The sequence below is a fragment of the Nitratireductor sp. GCM10026969 genome (assembly GCF_042660605.1).
Lineage (GTDB): Bacteria > Pseudomonadota > Alphaproteobacteria > Rhizobiales > Rhizobiaceae > Chelativorans.
Map to the genome: position 1 here is coordinate 1 of NZ_JBHSUM010000095.1, position 15454 is coordinate 15454.

The following is a 15454-nucleotide window of genomic DNA, read 5'->3' on the forward strand; positions in this document are numbered from 1 at the left end:
GGCCTGCACCAGCAGCGCCGTCGGCTTGTCGATCATGTTGGTGGCCTCGGCCGGTGTGATCTTGCCGTCTGCGAAAGCGACAGCCGCGGCGGACGAAAGATCGCCCACCTGGCGCATCACGTCCGAGAAGCGGGCCATGATGTCGCCGGCCTCGATCGCCTCGAGCGTCGTGTCGGCCAGCTTGCGCCCGCGCGCCGCGGCGATCGCGCTGGTGAAGTCGTAGCGCCCGGTCTCTTCCTCCAGGCGAAGGGCCGCGTCGACGGGCATCAGGTCCGGGCTGTCGGCATGGTTCCAGCGGCCCACCTGCGATTTGGAAAAGCCGGCGACCTCCGCCGCCCGCTCGATGCCACCAGCGGCGGCGATCAGGTCGCGCTGCGCGGCCTTGATGCGGAAGAAATGGGCATTGGCGTTCGGAACCATGGGGCCCTCCTGAGCCTGTCGAAGGACGATCAAAAGCGTTCCCGCGCCGGGAAAACCAGGCGGCGTTTCCCGTGGCGGGAAAGGGTTCGGTTGTTCAAAGTGCGGGCATGGAAACAAAGAACGAGACCCGCGAAATCATCAGCCTACGGCGGAACGGGCGGCACCCGGAGGACGCCCTTGCCAGGCGCGCCCTCCGGGCCCTTCTCGCTCTCAGGGTTATGGCTGGTTGCAGGGGCCCGATTCGAACGGGCGACCCCTTGGTTATGAGCCAAGCGGGATGCCACTTCCCCACCCTGCAATGTCAGGTTGGCAATTCCGATCGCCTCCGCCCGGGCGCAAATGGCGCGGGTGAGGACCTCGGCAGGGCGGATCCGGTCATGCGCCGCAACGACGGCGAGCAGCGTCAATGCCTGCTCGGAAAGCGCCGGCGGCGCGGAAAAGGAAAAGGCCGCGCCTTCCGCCGGAATGGGGCGGGAAGCGGAAGGCGCGGCAGCGGCCGCATCTCCAAGGGAGGAGGCAGAGATGCAGTCTTGGGAGTTGCTGGAGAGCGTCTTCATTCGGCCGGCTCCTTTACTTCCGGGCGAGCGAGCGCCGAGCGACATTCACCGGCTTCCGGGATTTCGAAGAACCAAGCGTCCTCCCACGGGAGGTCGCGAACCGATGCAGCACGTCTGATGGCCTGCATGTCAGTCAGATCCAAGGATATCCCATTCTCCCAGCGAGAGACGGTCGCTTGGGTGACACCAACCAAGGCTGCGAACTCAGCCTGGGTGACTCCGAATACGTTCTTCCTGATGTGCCGAAGCGCGTTCATAGGAGCGCATATTATGCGCAAACGCATAGTTTTCAAGCGCATTTTATGCGCATGCGGATTTTTCTTTCCCCATCGGACCTTTTAGCGTGCTCGCCATGACGATCGACCAGAAGATCCGCGCCATAATGACGGCTACAGGATGGAAGCAGCAAAAGCTCGCTGAAGTCTTGAAGGTCTCTCAATCCACCGTAAACCGATGGCTCTCAGGCTCGGAGCCCGAAGGCCATCGTCGCGATGCAATCAATGAACTGTTTGATCAGGTAGTCGCCCATGCACCACGAGAAACTTCAACCTTCACCGTGCCGTTGATGGGTTACGTTGGCGCAGGCGCCGAGGTTGAACCTGACTTTGAACAGGTCCCACCGGAGGGCCTCGAACAGGTCCACGTGCCTTTTCAGCTTCCCGATGACATGATCGCTTTCATGGTCCGGGGCGATTCGATGCTCCCGATGTTCGAAGACGGAATGGTCATCATCGTCTTCCGCGAACAAAGGCGACCGCTGGAGAGTTTCTATGGCGAGCGGGCCGTCGTGAGAACGATAGACGGTCGGCGCTTTGTAAAGACCATCATTAAGGGCGAAGACGGCCGAGTTAGCCTCCTTTCCTGGAACGCTCAACCGATCCAGGACGTTGAACTCACCTGGATTGGGGAGATTTTCACATTCTTTCCCGCATCTGCAATTCGCAGGGAAAGTCGACGAATTGAGCGCCGAGGAGGTATTCAGGGGCAGTTGCTCAAGTCTCCATAGTGGGCATTCTTGGGGGTACGAACCGATGAAAAAGGCGATACTTGCCGCGGCCCTTGTAGCCGCCCTGACCGGTTGCGCAGGCATGAATTATGCGATGCAGCACTATAGTAATGTGCCGATCAAAGCCTTTCAGAATGAGGCAGGCAATACCTATCGAATATTCGATAAGCCGGATGAAGACAGGCTTATGATCACCGCCTCAATTGGAGCAGCGCTTGGAGGCGGTCTCGTCAAAGGAGCCACATTCGGTGCCATTCAGTCGAACTCTGCAGAAGTCCTATATCGTGATGCAGCCGAGGAGTATCTTACCTCGACGGGCCGCAAGTGTCAGATTCGGGACATCGCCCTAATTGTGGAACCACAATACGAAGTTCGCTACGCTTGCGAATCAATGGGACTGTTAGCGTCCGAACGTTCAGATACGCCGGTCGACAACTAGGAGCCTCAGGCAGCGAGCATGCGCAGGCGCGGATTATGCGTCTGCGCATTTTTCAAATTGACAATTATCCGTTTGCGCATAATATCCGCTCCATCTTAGAGACTGGAGCGATAACATGATCCGCATTGAGCAGCAGGCCACTCCTGCCATTCCGTCTTCCTTCCCGCTCACCGAGACCGATCCGAAAGAGATCATCGCCACGGCGATGATCGAACTGTCCGAGCAAGGGCGCACCGTCACGGCAGAGGCTCTCGGCGAAGTTACCAAACTGACGGAAGGCGAGATCGAGGCACACTGGCGCAGCGCACGCGACGCAGCCCGGCTCCGGCTCCGCGGCCAAGGTGCCGAGAACGAGGCGGCCTGATCATGGCCCCCGTTTTCGAGATCCACGAACTCGCGCCGGCCGTGCCCGAGGAAGGCGACGCGATTGCCGATGTCCTCGCCGGCATCGCCACCATGTATTTCATAATCGGCACCACCCTCTTCCTTGCGGGGTGGGTCTGATGCGCTGCCGGCTGGGAAATACCGCCCTGATCGTCCAGCACGGCGCACCGGCACGGTGCCGCTGGCCGGGCGAAAACGGCGTGCCGGAGAACCACGTCGCCCGCCGCCCCAACTTCCCGGAATGCGACTGCACCCAGGCCTGCGCCGGCGAGGCGAAACCCCGCCGCCTGGCGCTGGCCGAATGGATCCTCATCAGCTGTATACTCGCCGCCACGGCCATCGCGATCTGGCGCCTGGTCGCTCTGGGAGGAAGCCATGCTTGAGTTCTCAATCACCCGCAACAAACTGCTGGCCGCCGCTGGTGCCGCTTCATGTGCTACCGTCGAGCTGATTGAGGGAACCAGGCGCGAAGCCATGGACATGACCACCGGTCCCCAGGCTCTCGAGATGCTCATTGCCGCCATCCGCCTCACACAGGAGGCGATCGACTCGAACGCCGCCGGCGAGAAAGTGACCCTGGATAATCAGCAGGTCCTCGAGACGGTTGCGCGCGTGCTGGAAGAAGGTGAATGACGCCGCCGGCGACAAAGCCCCGCCGCCAGGGCAATCTGCCTGAGCCCGGCCTTCAGTCCGCCTGCATGTCGGCAAGGTCCCTGCTGGGCTCTCGGCCGACGTTCCTGCCCTTGTTCGGCGCAATGCGCTCCACCAGGAACGGCGTGAGATTGTGCCCCCTGCGCGGGCGAAACAGAACGCGCGCCTTAATTCCCTCAGCCGCGAGACCGTCGACATACGAATGCGCAAGACCGCTCGTGCTGAACCGCTCGATCAGCAGCATGATTTCCCCACTCCGATTGTGTTTGGATAAGCGAATTGTTTCAAACGTTAATAATTCACTAAAGTCAATTGGATTCTTCCAAAAGAAGTATGTCGAACCGTTGGACCGGGCGCCTCTGCACCGCTCCCAGCGCGGCGGCTACATTCTCCCTTTCCTCCCCCTGAATGCCTGCGGCCTCGACCGGAGGAACCCGTGATCGAGCGCCAAGAAGCCAAGAACCAGGTCTGCTGCGACAGCTGCGCGGCATGCTACCCCAACACCTATGCCGACGAGGATTTCGCGGTGATGATCGCCGACGCCAAGACGGCCGGCTGGATCATCCGCAAGATCAAGGCCGACCTGAGCCACGATCCCGACACGGCCGAGCTGTTCGGCGATGAGCCTCGCCTGGCGCGTAAGGAAAGCGACCGCACCCAGCCCTACACCCACACCTGCCCCGACTGCGCAGCCAGGCAGAAGGTCGAAGGGAGGCTGCTTTGATCCGACCAGTCCGCCTCCAACTCTCGCGCAAGAAGGGCTTTGATCTCCAGGCGCACTCTCAAGGCGCGAACGGGCTTCCAGCCGTCAACGTCGCGCGACCCTCGAGGTGGGGCAACCCGTACGCCGTTGGTGCTCCCGACCCCTTTCGGCCGATCGGAAATTGGATGTCGCAGGAGCGAGCGGTCGAGCTTTATCGCCGAGGAATCGAACTCAGGTTCGTGACGGTGCCCTTCACCCGGCTTACACCGGAGGAGCGCGGCGACAAATATCACTCCTTCGGTGCCCACAGCGTCGAAGAGGTATCCCATCAGCTCCGCGGCAAGAACCTGGCGTGCTGGTGCAAGCCCGGCGAGCCCTGCCACGCCGACGTGCTCCTCGAGCTGGCGAACGGGCCGCGCTGCGAGGAGGCCTGAGGGTGAAGGCGCCGCATCCCGTCATCGATCGTCCCGTCCCGCGCATCGGCATGCGTATCAATGACGTCGCGCTCTCGCTGGGTGTCAGCCCGAACACCGTCCTGAAAATGGTGGAGGAAGGACGCCTGCCCCGGCCGCGCGTCTGGAACCGGACGAAGCTATGGCGCGTGGCCGAGATTGACGCCGCGCTCGCCGAGTGGCCTACTGATCTGCCGGAAGAAGACGAAGGCGCCCCGGACCTCAACGAATGGAGGGCCGAGGCGTGACCTTGCGCGAGGCCTTGGACGAGGACGTGGCGACGATCGACCTGCCCTATATCGAGAAGAACCGCTCGCGCCACGGCCGCATGCGCTATTTCTTTCGCTTCCAGGGCAAACGCTACGGCCGCCTTCCGGACGATCCGGAGAGCGAGGCCTTCGCCGTCGAATACTGGAAGAAGCGCAACATGGTCGAGGCCGGCGCGCTGCCAGACGATGAAAAGAAGGACGATCTGAAAGGCAGGCCGCAACCGGGCACGTTCCGCTGGCTTTGCACCGCCTACCTGGCATCGGATGCGTTCCGCCGGCTCGACAAGACCACCCAGGCCAAGCGTCGCGCGATCATCGATTCGATGCTCCTGGAGCCGCTTAAGCCGGGCGGCCAGCGCGTCTTTGCAAACATGCCGCTTGCAGCTCTGGACGTGTCGAACATTCAGGTCCTGCGTGACCGCAAGGCGGCAACCCCCTTTGCCGCCGACGAGCGACTCAAAGTGCTGCGCCAGATCTTCGAGACCACCCACTCGGGACGAAATGGCAAGCCGCAGAAGATCATGGGGGTGAACACGGCCAAGCTTGTGAACGCCTTTCGCAGGAGGACGGACGGCCATCACACGATCCGCGACGAGGAGATCAAGAAGTTCGTCGAGCATCACGGCACCCGCTCCAAGGCGGTCCTCGCACTCGTCATCCTCATGTACACGGGCATGCGCGTTTCGGACCTTGCCCAGATCGGCCCGCAACATCGCCGCGGCGACACGCTGGTCATTCGCGTCTTCAAGAACCGGAACCACCATCCGGTCATACTCGAGATCCCGGTCCATCCGGTTCTGGATGCCGTCCTCGCCATGCATCCGACCCGCGGCCTAGCCTACCTGATCAGCGACCACGGGCGCCCTTTCTCGATCAAGGGCCTCTCTCAGCGCGTCTCCAAATGGTTCAGCCAAGCCGGGCTGGAACACTGCACGGCACACTCCGTCCGCAAAGGGCTGGCCACCACTCTCGCCGAGGCCGAGGCAACCGACTCTATGCTGGATGGACTGTTCGGCTGGAAGGACGGAAAGACGTCGCGGATCTACACGGCCAAGAAGCGCCAAGCCAAACTCGCCCGCCAGGCCGTCACCCGCATCGACTGGGGCGAAATCGGGAACATACTGCCACACCCTGAGGAAGGGGGTGGCGATTCCGCTGCCACACCTGAAAAGAAAATCCAGAAAATTCAATAAGGTAATGGCGCCTCAGCCCGGGAATGGAGGCCTCGCCCGGAATCGAACCGGGGTGCAAGGATTTGCAGTCCTCTGCGTAACCACTCCGCCACGAGGCCATGCCCGGCCGGGCAATGACGTGTTCAATATGTTGCGCGCTGGTGGGCGTCAAGCACCGAAGGCGCTCTCCAGACAGTTTTCCCAATGCCACGCGCCCCGCATATGGGAAGCCCCGCCGCCGGGCGCCACAAGCCGGTTAGTCATGGCCCGCTCTACGAGGAGACGACGGCCTCACGCGTTCCGTGGGCTCACCACGAGATCGGGGTCCACCCTGCCCTCGAAAAAGTCGAGCACGTTTTCGACCGCGGCGACGGCCATGCGCTGGCTGCATTCGGCAGTCAGTCCGGCGATGTGGGGCGACAGGACGACCTGATCGAATCCCATCAGCGGATGGTCGGTCGGCGGCGGCTCGTCCTCGAACACGTCGAGCCCGGCGCCGGCCAGCTGCCCCGATTCGAGCGCGGTCGCCAGGGCCTGTTCGTCCACCACGCCGCCGCGCGCGGTGTTGACGAGAATGGCGCCCGGCCTCATCCAGGCGAATTCCTCCCCGCCGAGAAGGGGGTGCTCTCCCTTGGGGACGTTCACCGAGATCATGTCGGCCCAGGCGAGACCCGGTTTCAGTGTGCGAACCGGTGTCACACCGTCCCCCGTCCAGCCGTCCTCGCCGACGAACGGATCGTAGGCGGCGACCTCCATGCCGAAAGCGCGCGCCAGGCGCGCCAGATGACGCCCGATACGGCCGTAGCCCAGGATCAGAAGCCGTTTCCCGGCGAGCTCGCGGGCTTGCAGGCGGTCGCGCCAGCGCCAGTCCCCGGCGCGCACTGCCCGGTCGGCCCGGACAGCCCTCTTGGCGGTGGCGAGCAGCAGCATCATGGCGTGCTCGGCCACCGCGAGGGAATTGACATCGCCGACCACCGTCAAGGTGATGTCGCGCTCCTCGAGCGCGGGCAGATCGACGGCATCGTAGCCAACGCCATGGCGGGAGACGATCCTGAGCTTGCCGGCGCGCGCGATCGTGGCGGCCGACAAGGGTTGGGTGCGCAGGATCAAACCCTCCGCTGCCCCGATCAGCGGTGCGAAGCTCGCCTCGGACACCTCCTCCACGTAATCATAGGTGACGTCCGGCGCCGCCTCCAGGAGCGCCAGGCCACTGGGGTGCAGCTTGCCCGCCACCAGCACGTGCGGCATCAGGAACCACCCTTCTCCGCCGCGCTCTTGCCTGCCTGCTCTCCGGTCAACGCGCGGAAACGGGACACGCTGGCACGGGCAGCGCCCGCCAGCAGCCGCGTATCGCCCGAGACCGTCACCATGTCGTAGCCCCAGCCGATCGCACGGGCGGCATATTCGGGCGTGCCGCAATGCAACACCGCGCGCTTGCCGGCCGCCTTGCAGACCGCCACGATCCGGTGCAGCGCTCCGACGATCTCCTGTTCCTCCCGGTCGAACCCCGGTGCCAACCGTCCATCGGTCAGACTCAGCGTGAGGTCTGCGGGCCCGACATAGATGCCGTCGATCCCCGGCGTGGCGGCGATCGCATCGAGATTGCGCATCGCCTCGGCCGTCTCCACCATGGCGAAGGCCAGGATCTCGTCATTGGCCTCGGCAGCATAGTCGGACCCGGACGCGTAACTCGCCCTCGTGGGGCCGAAACTGCGCTGGCCCGCCGGAGGATAACGCACATAGCCGGCAAACTCCGCGGCCTGTTCGGGCGTATTGATCATCGGGCAGATCACGCCATAGGCGCCGGCATCGAGCACCTTCATGACGATGCCCGGCTCGAGCCAGGGCACACGCGCCAGCGGCACCACCCCGGACGCGCGCATGGCCTGAAACATGGGCAGCACCATGGAATAATCGAGCGCGCCGTGCTGGGCATCGATGCAGATGCTGTCATAGCCCTGGGCCGCCATGATCTCGGCGACGAAAGGATTGCCGATCGAAAGCCACCCATTGATCGCCGGCCTGTCCTCCGCCCAGATCTGCTTGAGTCTGTTTCTGATCACACCGGCCCCTCCTCAGGTGACGACTTGCGCAAACTTGGTGCCGGAACGGTCGTCGACATGGCGCTACGTGACTTCGCCGACGTTGACCATCCGGCCTTCCGCAGCCGAACGCATCGCGGCTTCGGCCAGGATCAGCGCACGCCGCCCGTCCTCAAAACGCACCGCCGGTTCCTCGCCCTTTTCAATGCAATCGACAAAGGCGCTGATCTCGGCATTGAAGGCCTCCTGATAACGCTCTATGAAGAAATCGAGATACGGCTCGCCCCCTCCCGCTCCCATCGCCGAATAACGGGTCAGTTCGTGCGGCCTGCGGTTGCCGCTGATCAGCATGCCCTTGCTGCCGAGCAGTTCCACGCGCTGGTCGTAGCCATAGGTTGCGGTGCGCGAGTTGTTGATATGGCACTGCCGGCCATCGGCCGTGCGCATCACGATCATCGCCGTATCGAAATCGTCGAGTTCGTTCATCAGGGCCGGGTCGATGAGGCGGCCGCCAACGGCGAACACCTCCTCCGGTTCCGCTCCCAGCATGAACCGCGCCAGGTCGAAATCATGGATCGTCATATCGCGGAACAGCCCGCCGGCCGCCTCGTAGTAGGCGCGCGGCGGCATTCCCGGGTCGCGCGAGGTGATGACGACCTGGTGCAAATCACCGATGTCACCGGAATGGGCGGCTGCGCGGGCAGCACTGTGGCCGGGGTCGAAGCGCCGGTTGAAGCCGATCTGCACGGGCACCGAGCTGGCGCGCACCACCTCGGCGCAACGGTTTACCCGCGCCAGATCGAGGTCGATCGGCTTCTCGCAAAGCACCGGCTTGCCCGCCGCGACCGCCTTCTCGATGTAATCGGCGTGGGTCTCGGTGGCCGTGGCGACGAGCACCGCGTCCACCTTGTCCGAGGCGAACACCGCCTCCGCGTTTTCGGCTGCCGAGACGCCGTGGCGGCCGGCGACATCCTCAGCCGACGGGCGATGGATGTCGTAGACCATCGCCAGCGTCGTGCGCGGATGTGCGGCCACGTTGGCCGCATGCATACGGCCGATCCGTCCGCAGCCGAGAACGGCGATGGTCAGCATCACGACCCTCCCAGAACGAGTTAGCAAATTTCATTGCAAGGATGTTGAATTGTCAATACGTATTCCGTAATAATCGCAGCGGCAGATCATTCCGGGAGGAGACGCAATGAGCATGCCGACGGTCCGCCTGACGATGGCACAGGCGCTCGTGCGCTATCTGTGCAACCAGTTCACCGAGATCGGCGGCGAGCGCGTGCCGCTCTTTGCCGGGGTCTTTGCCATTTTCGGCCATGGGAACGTGACATGCCTGTCCGAGGCGCTGGAGAGCGCTCAGGACCAGCTTCCCACCTGGCGCGGCCAGAACGAGCAATCCATGGCGCTGGCGGCGATCGCCTACGCCAAGGCGAAGAAGCGGCGGCAGATCATGGTGGCTGCCTCCTCCATCGGTCCAGGCGCGACCAACATGGTCACCGCCGCCGCCGTGGCGCATTCCAACCGGCTGCCGGTGCTCCTGCTTTCCGGCGACACCTTCGCCAACCGCGTGCCGGACCCGGTGCTGCAGCAGGTGGAGCATTTCGGCAACCCGACAACGACCGTGAACGACGCCTTCAGGGCGGTTTCGCGCTATTGGGACCGCATTACCCACCCCGAGCAGATCATCTCGTCGCTCCCCCAAGCGGTAGCAACGATGCTCGACCCGGCCGATTGCGGCCCGGCTTTCCTGGCGCTGTGCCAGGACACGCAGGAGGTGGCCTACGACTACCCGGAAGCTTTCTTCCGGCCGACCGTGTGGTCCATCCCCCGCCCCCGCCCCGACCGCAAGCGGCTCGCCGAGGCGGCGGAACTCCTGCGGACGGCGAAGAAGCCGCTGATCGTCTCGGGCGGCGGCGTGCGTTATTCGCTCGCCGAGGAGACGGTCGCCGCCTTTGCCGAAGAGCGCGGCATACCGGTCGTGGAGACCATCGCGGGCAAGGGCGCCCTCACCCACGATCACCCGGTCCATGCCGGTCCGATCGGAATCATCGGCTCGACGTCCGCCAATGCGCTCGCGGCCGAAGCCGACGTGGTGATTGCCATCGGCACCCGACTTCAGGACTTCACCACCGGCTCCTGGACGGCGTTCAGCCCCGGGGCCACGTTCATCTCGATCAACACGGCACGCTGGGACGCGACCAAGCACCGGGCTCTGGCCGTCGTCGGCGACGCGCTGGAGACGGTGAACGAATTGAACGACGCACTGGGCGCGTGGAAAGCGCCGGCTTCATGGATGGAGAAGACCCGCGCGCTCTTTGCCGAATGGAACGCACTTCTCGATCAGCACCAGGCGCCGACCAATGCGCCGGTCCCCACCTATGCGCAGGTCGTGGCCGCGGTGAATGCGCATGCGGGGCCGAACGACACGCTGGTTGCCGCCGCCGGTGGCCTGCCCGGCGAAGTCACCAAGGGGTGGCGGGTGAAGAACCCCAACACCTTCGACTGCGAGTTCGGCTACTCCTGCATGGGTTACGAGATCCCCGCCGGCTGGGGCCATGCCATGGCCAAGGAGGGCGACGGCACGCCCATCGTCATGATCGGCGACGGCAGCTATCTGATGATGAACTCGGACATCTATTCCTCGGTGCTGACCGGGCATAAGATGATCATCGTCGTCTGCGACAATGGCGGTTTCGCCGTCATCAACCGGTTGCAGAACTTCAAGGGCGTGCCGGGCTTCAACAACCTCATCAAGGATTGCCGCGTGCGGGAGCCGTTCGCCGTGGATTTCGCCAAGCACGCAGAATCCATGGGGGCGCTGACGCGCCACTGCGAGAGCCTCGCCGATCTCGACGCGGCCATGAAATGGGCACAGACCACCGACCGCACCACCGTCGTCACTATCGTCACCGACGCCTATCACTGGGTGCCGGGTGACGCTGACTGGGATGTGGGCGTACCCGAGGTCTCCACCAGCCAGTCCGTGCAGGAGGCCCGCGCTCAACAGGTCGAAATCCGCGGCAAGCAGCGCGTCGGAATATAGCGCATGAAGGCCAAACTCGGCATCGCCCCCATCGCCTGGTCCAACGACGACCTGCCGGAACTGGGCGGCGAAACCCCGCTGGAAACCTGCCTGTCCGAAGCGCGGCGGGCTGGCTTCAGCGGCATCGAGACGGGCGGCAAATTTCCCAAGGATCCGGCCGTCCTCGGTCCCCTTCTCGAGAGCCATGGGTTGAAGCTCTGCGGCGGCTGGTATTCCGGTCGTCTGCTCGACGGCGAGGTCGAGGAAGAAAAGCACCGGGTGGCCGAGCAGATGGCGCTCTTCAAGGCGCTGGGCGCACCCTGTCTCGTCTATGGCGAAACGGCCGGCACGATCCAGGGCAAGCGCGACGCCCCGCTCGCCACGCGCCGGCGGCTGAGCGAAGAGGACATCAAGATCTACGGCCGGAAGATGACCGCCTTCGCCGAGTGGTGCGCCGAACAGGGCATGCCGATCGCCTATCACCATCACATGGCCGCACCCATCGAGACCGAGGAGGATCTAGACCTCCTGATGACGAACTCCGGCGAAGCACTGCCCCTTCTCTATGACGCCGGCCACATGGCCTTCGCCGGCGGCGACGTGCTGCGCGTCATCGATAAGCACCACGCGCGCATCTCCCACGTGCACATGAAGGACGTCCGCCGGGAGGTGGTGGACGGGATCGACCGCACGCGCGAAAGCTTCCTGGATGCGGTGCTCAAGGGCGCATTCACCGTCCCCGGCGACGGCACGCTCGATTTCGAGGCGATCACGAAACGGCTTGCATCTTACGGCTACGAGGGCTGGTTCGTCATCGAGGCGGAGCAGGATCCTGCCAAGGCCCCGCCGCTGAAAATGGCCGAGATCGGCCATGCCGAGCTTCTGCGCCTCATGGCCGCAGCGGACTACACGGTGGAGGAGTGAAGGACATGAACCGGATGGACGGAAAGGTATGCGTCGTCACGGGCTCCACACAGGGGCTCGGGGCGGCCGTCGCAAGATGTCTGGCGGCGGCGGGCGCCGCCGGCCTTGTGACAACGGGTCGCAACGAAGCAAAGGGCCGTGCCGTTGCCGAGGCGATCACCGGCGACACCGGCGTGACGGCGCATTTCGTGCGCGCCGACCTCGGCGACGTCGAGGACTGCCGCCGGCTCATGGCGGAGGCCGAGCGGATATTCGGCCGCATCCATGTGCTGGTGAATGCCGGTGCGCGCACCGACCGCGGCACCATTCTCGACACCTCGCCGGCATTGTTCGACATGCTGTTCGCCGTCAATGTGCGCGGGCCCTACTTCCTGATGCAGGAGGCGATCCGGCGCATGATCCGCGACGGCATCGAGGGCGCCATCGTCAATATCGGCTCGACGTCTGCGCATGCGGGCCAGCCGCACATCAGCGCCTATTGCGCCACTAAGGGCGCGCTCGCGACGCTGACGCGCAACACGGCGTTCTCGGTGATGAAGAACCGGATTCGGGTAAACCAGCTCAATGTCGGCTGGATGTCGAGCGACAACGAGCGTGCGCTCCAGGCAGCCGAGACCGGCGACCCGGATTGGGAGCGGAAGGCCACGGCAGCGCTCCCCTTCGGCCGGCTCGTCCATCCGGAAGAGGCCGCCCGGGCGGTCAACTTCCTGGTCTCTGACGATTCCGGGCTGATGACCGGCGCGGTGGTGAATTACGACCAGACGGTCTGGGGTGCCGCATCCGGCAGCATGCCGGTGCCGGAAAAGGCGATGACGCTCTGAAGGCGCCAGCACCAGGCTTCTTCGCGCCCTTCTGGCCTGTAGTGGACTGTCTGATAGTAAGCCGCTCCAGATACGGCATGCGATAAAGATACGATAGTGCCGGCCCCCTCCGGCATATCGCGCGTCGCTGCCGCCGAAGCCTCTGCCTTAGATCAGTTCACTGTTTCATGGAAACGGTGAGCTGATCTAACCACTTGATTCAACGCAATTCCGGACGGAAAACCGGCTTCCACTTTTCCTGGAATTGCTCCTAGTCGTCGCGGTAGACCTTCTCGCGCCGCTCGTGGCGTTCCTGGGCCTCGATGGAGAGTGTGGCGATCGGACGGGCGTTGAGCCGCTTGAGGGAGATCGGGTCGCCCGTTTCCTCGCAGTAGCCATAGGTGCCCTCGTCCAGGCGCTGCAGCGCGGCGTCGATCTTGGCGATCAGCTTGCGCTGGCGGTCACGGGCGCGCAACTCGATGGCCCGGTCGGTCTCCGAGGATGCCCGGTCGGCCAGGTCGGGATGGTTTGCATTCTCGCGCTGAAGCACCTCGAGTGTTTCACGCGCCTCTTTCAGAATGTCGTTCTTCCACTTGATCAACTTGCTTCGGAAGTAAGCGCGCTGGCGCTCATTCATGAAGGGCTCGTCTTCGGAAGGCACGTAGTCGGAATCGACGAGATCGGTCATGGTAACCCCACTGTTTACCAGCGGCGCCTATATATTCGGGCAGCGCGGCGGGGACAAGCACAATCAGTGGTGCGATAACGCAAATGTCAAAATCGCCGCAAATTTTCTCGGCGCCAGGATGGCGAAGCCGCCGTCACGTTGCGCGCTACCGGCAAACACGTAAGATCGGTCGCCGGAAGGCCGGTGGAATCTGGTCGCACCAAAGGAGGGAGCGCCTTGCACCGGCTCTATCTGTTGCGGCACGCGGAGGCCGCCTGGACCAGACCGGGAACGGGGGATTTCGACCGCCCGTTGACCCTGCGCGGACGCGAAGATGCGGCGCGCCTCGGCCGGCACATGCGTATGGCCGGCCTCGTGCCGGCCTTCGTCCTGTGCTCGAGCGCGGCGCGCGCCCGCGAAAGCTGGCACGTGCTGTCGGGCGAACTCGCCGCCGATATCGAGACGCTGCATGTGCCCGAGCTCTACCAGGGCGACACGGCGGAATGCCTGGCTCTGATCGCAGCGATACCGACGCCCGGGCCACTTTTGGTGGTGGGCCACAATCCGACGATGCAGCACCTCTGCCATCTTCTGGCGGACAGCGGCACGCCCGAAGCCATGGCGGCTGCCGGGCGCGGCTTCGCCGCCGGCAGCCTGGCGGTGATCGAGTTCGCCGAACCGTTCTCGGAAATCGCGCCGGGCAAGGGCAGGCTTTCCGCCTTCGTCCCGCCGGGTGGGTGAACGGCCATTTCATCGCCACCTCCCCTTGCTTATATCCGGACTGCAACGATTCGAGGAAAGCCCTTGCCATCGCTGACCAATCTGGCCGACGAGGCCCGCATCGCCCTCGATACCGTCGCCGACCGGGCAACGGGCCTCTGGTCACCGTCGCTCAGGCTCGGCGTGACGGGGCTCTCGCGAGCCGGCAAGACGGTCTTCATCTCGGCGCTGGTGCACAATCTTGTCCATGGCGGGCGGCTGCCGCTGTTCGAGGCGCAGGCCTCCGGCCGCATCGCCAAGGCCTATCTGGAGCACCAGCCGGACGACGCGGTGCCGCGCTTCCAGTACGAGGACCACATCGCCGATCTCGTCGACCGGCGCGTCTGGCCCGAATCCACCCGCGCCATTTCCGAGCTCCGGCTGACGGTGGATTACGAATCGGCCTCGGCCTGGGGACGCATGTTCTCGCGCGGTCGGCTGTCCATCGACATCGTCGACTATCCGGGAGAGTGGCTGCTCGACCTGCCGCTGCTCGGCAAGAGCTTCGAAACCTTCAGCCGCGAAGCCGTCGACATGGCGAAATCGGAGCCGCGCCACGACATCTCCAAGGATTGGCGCGACCTCGCCGCCGGCATCGACCCGGACGCGGATGCCGACGAGGTGCTGGCGCGGCGACTTTTCGAAAGCTTCGCTACCTATCTGAAAGCCTGCAAGGAAGACGGCCTCGCCCTCTCCACTCTGCCGCCCGGCCGCTTCCTGATGCCCGGTGACCTGGAGGGCTCGCCGGCGCTGACCTTCGCGCCGCTCGGCAGGCTCGCGGAAGGCAGGCCCCGCCCCGGCTCCATGCAGGCCATGATGGAGCGCCGCTACGAGGCCTACAAGACCCATGTCGTCAAGCCCTTCTTCCGCGAACATATCGCCCGGCTCGACCGGCAGATCGTGCTCATCGACGCGATGCAGGCGATCAATGCGGGCGCAGCGGCGGTCAACGATCTGGAGCGTGCGCTCACCGAGATCCTGTCCTGCTTCCGCCCCGGGCGGACGAGCCTTTTGACCAATCTCGTCGCCCGCCGGATCGACCGGATCCTGATCGCCGCCACCAAGGCCGATCACATCCACCATGAAAGCCACGACCGGCTCCAGGCGATCGTCCGCCGGCTCGCCGAGCGCGCCATCGCCCGGGCCGATTTTTCCGGCGCCGCGGTCGACGTCGTCGCCAT

At 64.3% G+C, this 15454-nt stretch carries 22 protein-coding genes and 2 tRNA genes; 15 read left to right on the forward strand and 9 right to left on the reverse strand.

The window, feature by feature from the left end:
• From ACFP9U_RS17100 to ACFP9U_RS17110, 3 genes are all read right to left on the reverse strand, one after another.
• Window positions 1-420: phage regulatory CII family protein (locus ACFP9U_RS17100; protein ID WP_378623306.1), on the reverse strand; the 420-nt coding region annotated here is incomplete at its 3' end.
• 223 nt (window positions 421-643) lie between these two features.
• Window positions 644-718: transfer RNA gene (locus ACFP9U_RS17105), tRNA-Met, on the reverse strand.
• A 255-nt stretch (window positions 719-973) separates the two neighbouring features.
• Window positions 974-1276: a helix-turn-helix transcriptional regulator gene (locus tag ACFP9U_RS17110; RefSeq protein WP_378623308.1), complete on the reverse strand. Its 303-nt coding sequence runs from the start codon at window positions 1274-1276 to the stop codon at window positions 974-976.
• Window positions 1277-1329: 53 nt separating this feature from the next.
• On the opposite strand from ACFP9U_RS17110, the gene ACFP9U_RS17115 reads away from it, so the two are divergent.
• The 6 genes from ACFP9U_RS17115 to ACFP9U_RS17140 all read left to right on the forward strand — a co-directional run bounded on the left by ACFP9U_RS17115 (window position 1330) and on the right by ACFP9U_RS17140 (window position 3439).
• The gene (locus ACFP9U_RS17115) at window positions 1330-1983 is read left to right on the forward strand and encodes a helix-turn-helix domain-containing protein (protein WP_378623311.1); all 654 of its coding nucleotides are present in this window, start codon (window positions 1330-1332) and stop codon (window positions 1981-1983) included.
• A 25-nt stretch (window positions 1984-2008) separates the two neighbouring features.
• The gene (locus ACFP9U_RS17120) at window positions 2009-2422 is read left to right on the forward strand and encodes a hypothetical protein (protein WP_378623312.1); all 414 of its coding nucleotides are present in this window, start codon (window positions 2009-2011) and stop codon (window positions 2420-2422) included.
• Window positions 2423-2537: 115 nt separating this feature from the next.
• Window positions 2538-2786, forward strand: a complete 249-nt coding sequence (locus ACFP9U_RS17125) for a hypothetical protein (protein WP_378623314.1) — start codon at window positions 2538-2540, stop codon at window positions 2784-2786.
• A 2-nt stretch (window positions 2787-2788) separates the two neighbouring features.
• Window positions 2789-2926, forward strand: a complete 138-nt coding sequence (locus ACFP9U_RS17130; RefSeq protein WP_378623315.1) for a hypothetical protein — start codon at window positions 2789-2791, stop codon at window positions 2924-2926.
• Window positions 2926-3189, forward strand: coding sequence for a hypothetical protein (locus tag ACFP9U_RS17135; protein WP_378623317.1), 264 nt, complete (start codon window positions 2926-2928; stop codon window positions 3187-3189). Before ACFP9U_RS17130 ends, ACFP9U_RS17135 begins: the two co-directional genes overlap by 1 nt.
• Window positions 3182-3439 (forward strand): hypothetical protein, encoded by a 258-nt coding sequence (locus ACFP9U_RS17140; protein ID WP_378623318.1) that lies wholly within the window; start codon window positions 3182-3184, stop codon window positions 3437-3439. Before ACFP9U_RS17135 ends, ACFP9U_RS17140 begins: the two co-directional genes overlap by 8 nt.
• Before the next feature lie 52 nt (window positions 3440-3491).
• Here the strand turns inward: ACFP9U_RS17140 and ACFP9U_RS17145 are convergent, their stop codons facing one another.
• Window positions 3492-3701, reverse strand: a complete 210-nt coding sequence (locus ACFP9U_RS17145) for a hypothetical protein (protein ID WP_378623320.1) — start codon at window positions 3699-3701, stop codon at window positions 3492-3494.
• 192 nt (window positions 3702-3893) lie between these two features.
• Here ACFP9U_RS17145 and ACFP9U_RS17150 point away from each other — a divergent pair, with 192 nt between their 5' ends.
• The 4 genes from ACFP9U_RS17150 to ACFP9U_RS17165 are packed head-to-tail and all read left to right on the forward strand — an operon-like array spanning window position 3894 to window position 6074.
• Window positions 3894-4181, forward strand: coding sequence for a hypothetical protein (locus ACFP9U_RS17150; protein ID WP_378623322.1), 288 nt, complete (start codon window positions 3894-3896; stop codon window positions 4179-4181).
• Window positions 4178-4594 (forward strand): DUF4326 domain-containing protein, encoded by a 417-nt coding sequence (locus tag ACFP9U_RS17155; protein WP_378623323.1) that lies wholly within the window; start codon window positions 4178-4180, stop codon window positions 4592-4594. The genes ACFP9U_RS17150 and ACFP9U_RS17155 overlap by 4 nt, the downstream gene beginning before the upstream one ends.
• 2 nt (window positions 4595-4596) lie before the next feature.
• Window positions 4597-4860, forward strand: coding sequence for a helix-turn-helix transcriptional regulator (locus ACFP9U_RS17160; RefSeq protein ID WP_378623325.1), 264 nt, complete (start codon window positions 4597-4599; stop codon window positions 4858-4860).
• A complete protein-coding gene (locus ACFP9U_RS17165; RefSeq protein ID WP_378623327.1) occupies window positions 4857-6074 on the forward strand; it encodes a site-specific integrase in 1218 nt (405 codons plus the stop codon). The genes ACFP9U_RS17160 and ACFP9U_RS17165 overlap by 4 nt, the downstream gene beginning before the upstream one ends.
• Window positions 6075-6098: 24 nt before the next feature.
• On the opposite strand, the gene ACFP9U_RS17170 is transcribed toward ACFP9U_RS17165, so the two are convergent.
• The 4 genes from ACFP9U_RS17170 to iolG form a co-directional block, all read right to left on the reverse strand.
• A tRNA-Cys gene (locus ACFP9U_RS17170) sits at window positions 6099-6172 on the reverse strand.
• A gap of 172 nt (window positions 6173-6344) precedes the next feature.
• The gene (locus ACFP9U_RS17175) at window positions 6345-7301 is read right to left on the reverse strand and encodes a hydroxyacid dehydrogenase (RefSeq protein WP_378623328.1); all 957 of its coding nucleotides are present in this window, start codon (window positions 7299-7301) and stop codon (window positions 6345-6347) included.
• The gene (locus tag ACFP9U_RS17180) at window positions 7301-8116 is read right to left on the reverse strand and encodes an HpcH/HpaI aldolase family protein (protein ID WP_378623330.1); all 816 of its coding nucleotides are present in this window, start codon (window positions 8114-8116) and stop codon (window positions 7301-7303) included. The genes ACFP9U_RS17175 and ACFP9U_RS17180 overlap by 1 nt, the downstream gene beginning before the upstream one ends.
• Before the next feature lie 63 nt (window positions 8117-8179).
• The gene (gene iolG, locus ACFP9U_RS17185) at window positions 8180-9187 is read right to left on the reverse strand and encodes an inositol 2-dehydrogenase (RefSeq protein ID WP_378623331.1); all 1008 of its coding nucleotides are present in this window, start codon (window positions 9185-9187) and stop codon (window positions 8180-8182) included.
• Window positions 9188-9293: 106 nt separating this feature from the next.
• On the opposite strand from iolG, the gene iolD reads away from it, so the two are divergent.
• From iolD to ACFP9U_RS17200, 3 genes are read left to right on the forward strand one after another with little or no spacing between them, the layout of a single operon-like run.
• Window positions 9294-11144, forward strand: coding sequence for a 3D-(3,5/4)-trihydroxycyclohexane-1,2-dione acylhydrolase (decyclizing) (gene iolD, locus ACFP9U_RS17190; RefSeq protein WP_378623333.1), 1851 nt, complete (start codon window positions 9294-9296; stop codon window positions 11142-11144).
• A gap of 3 nt (window positions 11145-11147) precedes the next feature.
• Window positions 11148-12047 carry a myo-inosose-2 dehydratase gene (gene iolE / locus ACFP9U_RS17195; RefSeq protein WP_378623335.1) on the forward strand — a complete coding sequence of 300 codons (900 nt, stop codon included), beginning with the start codon at window positions 11148-11150 and terminating at the stop codon, window positions 12045-12047.
• A 5-nt stretch (window positions 12048-12052) separates the two neighbouring features.
• Complete coding sequence (locus ACFP9U_RS17200; RefSeq protein ID WP_378623338.1) at window positions 12053-12868, forward strand: SDR family oxidoreductase; 816 nt, start codon at window positions 12053-12055, stop codon at window positions 12866-12868.
• Between the two features lie 250 nt (window positions 12869-13118).
• Here ACFP9U_RS17200 and dksA read toward each other — a convergent pair whose 3' ends face one another.
• Entirely contained in the window at window positions 13119-13535 is a 417-nt protein-coding gene (gene dksA / locus ACFP9U_RS17205) for an RNA polymerase-binding protein DksA (RefSeq protein WP_378623339.1), read from the reverse strand.
• Window positions 13536-13751: 216 nt separating this feature from the next.
• Between dksA and ACFP9U_RS17210 the strand changes: the two genes are divergently transcribed.
• A complete protein-coding gene (locus ACFP9U_RS17210) occupies window positions 13752-14255 on the forward strand; it encodes a SixA phosphatase family protein (protein WP_378623341.1) in 504 nt (167 codons plus the stop codon).
• A 63-nt stretch (window positions 14256-14318) separates the two neighbouring features.
• Window positions 14319-15454, forward strand: a 1136-nt coding sequence (locus tag ACFP9U_RS17215) for a YcjX family protein (RefSeq protein ID WP_378623342.1), incomplete at its 3' end; no start/stop codon positions are given.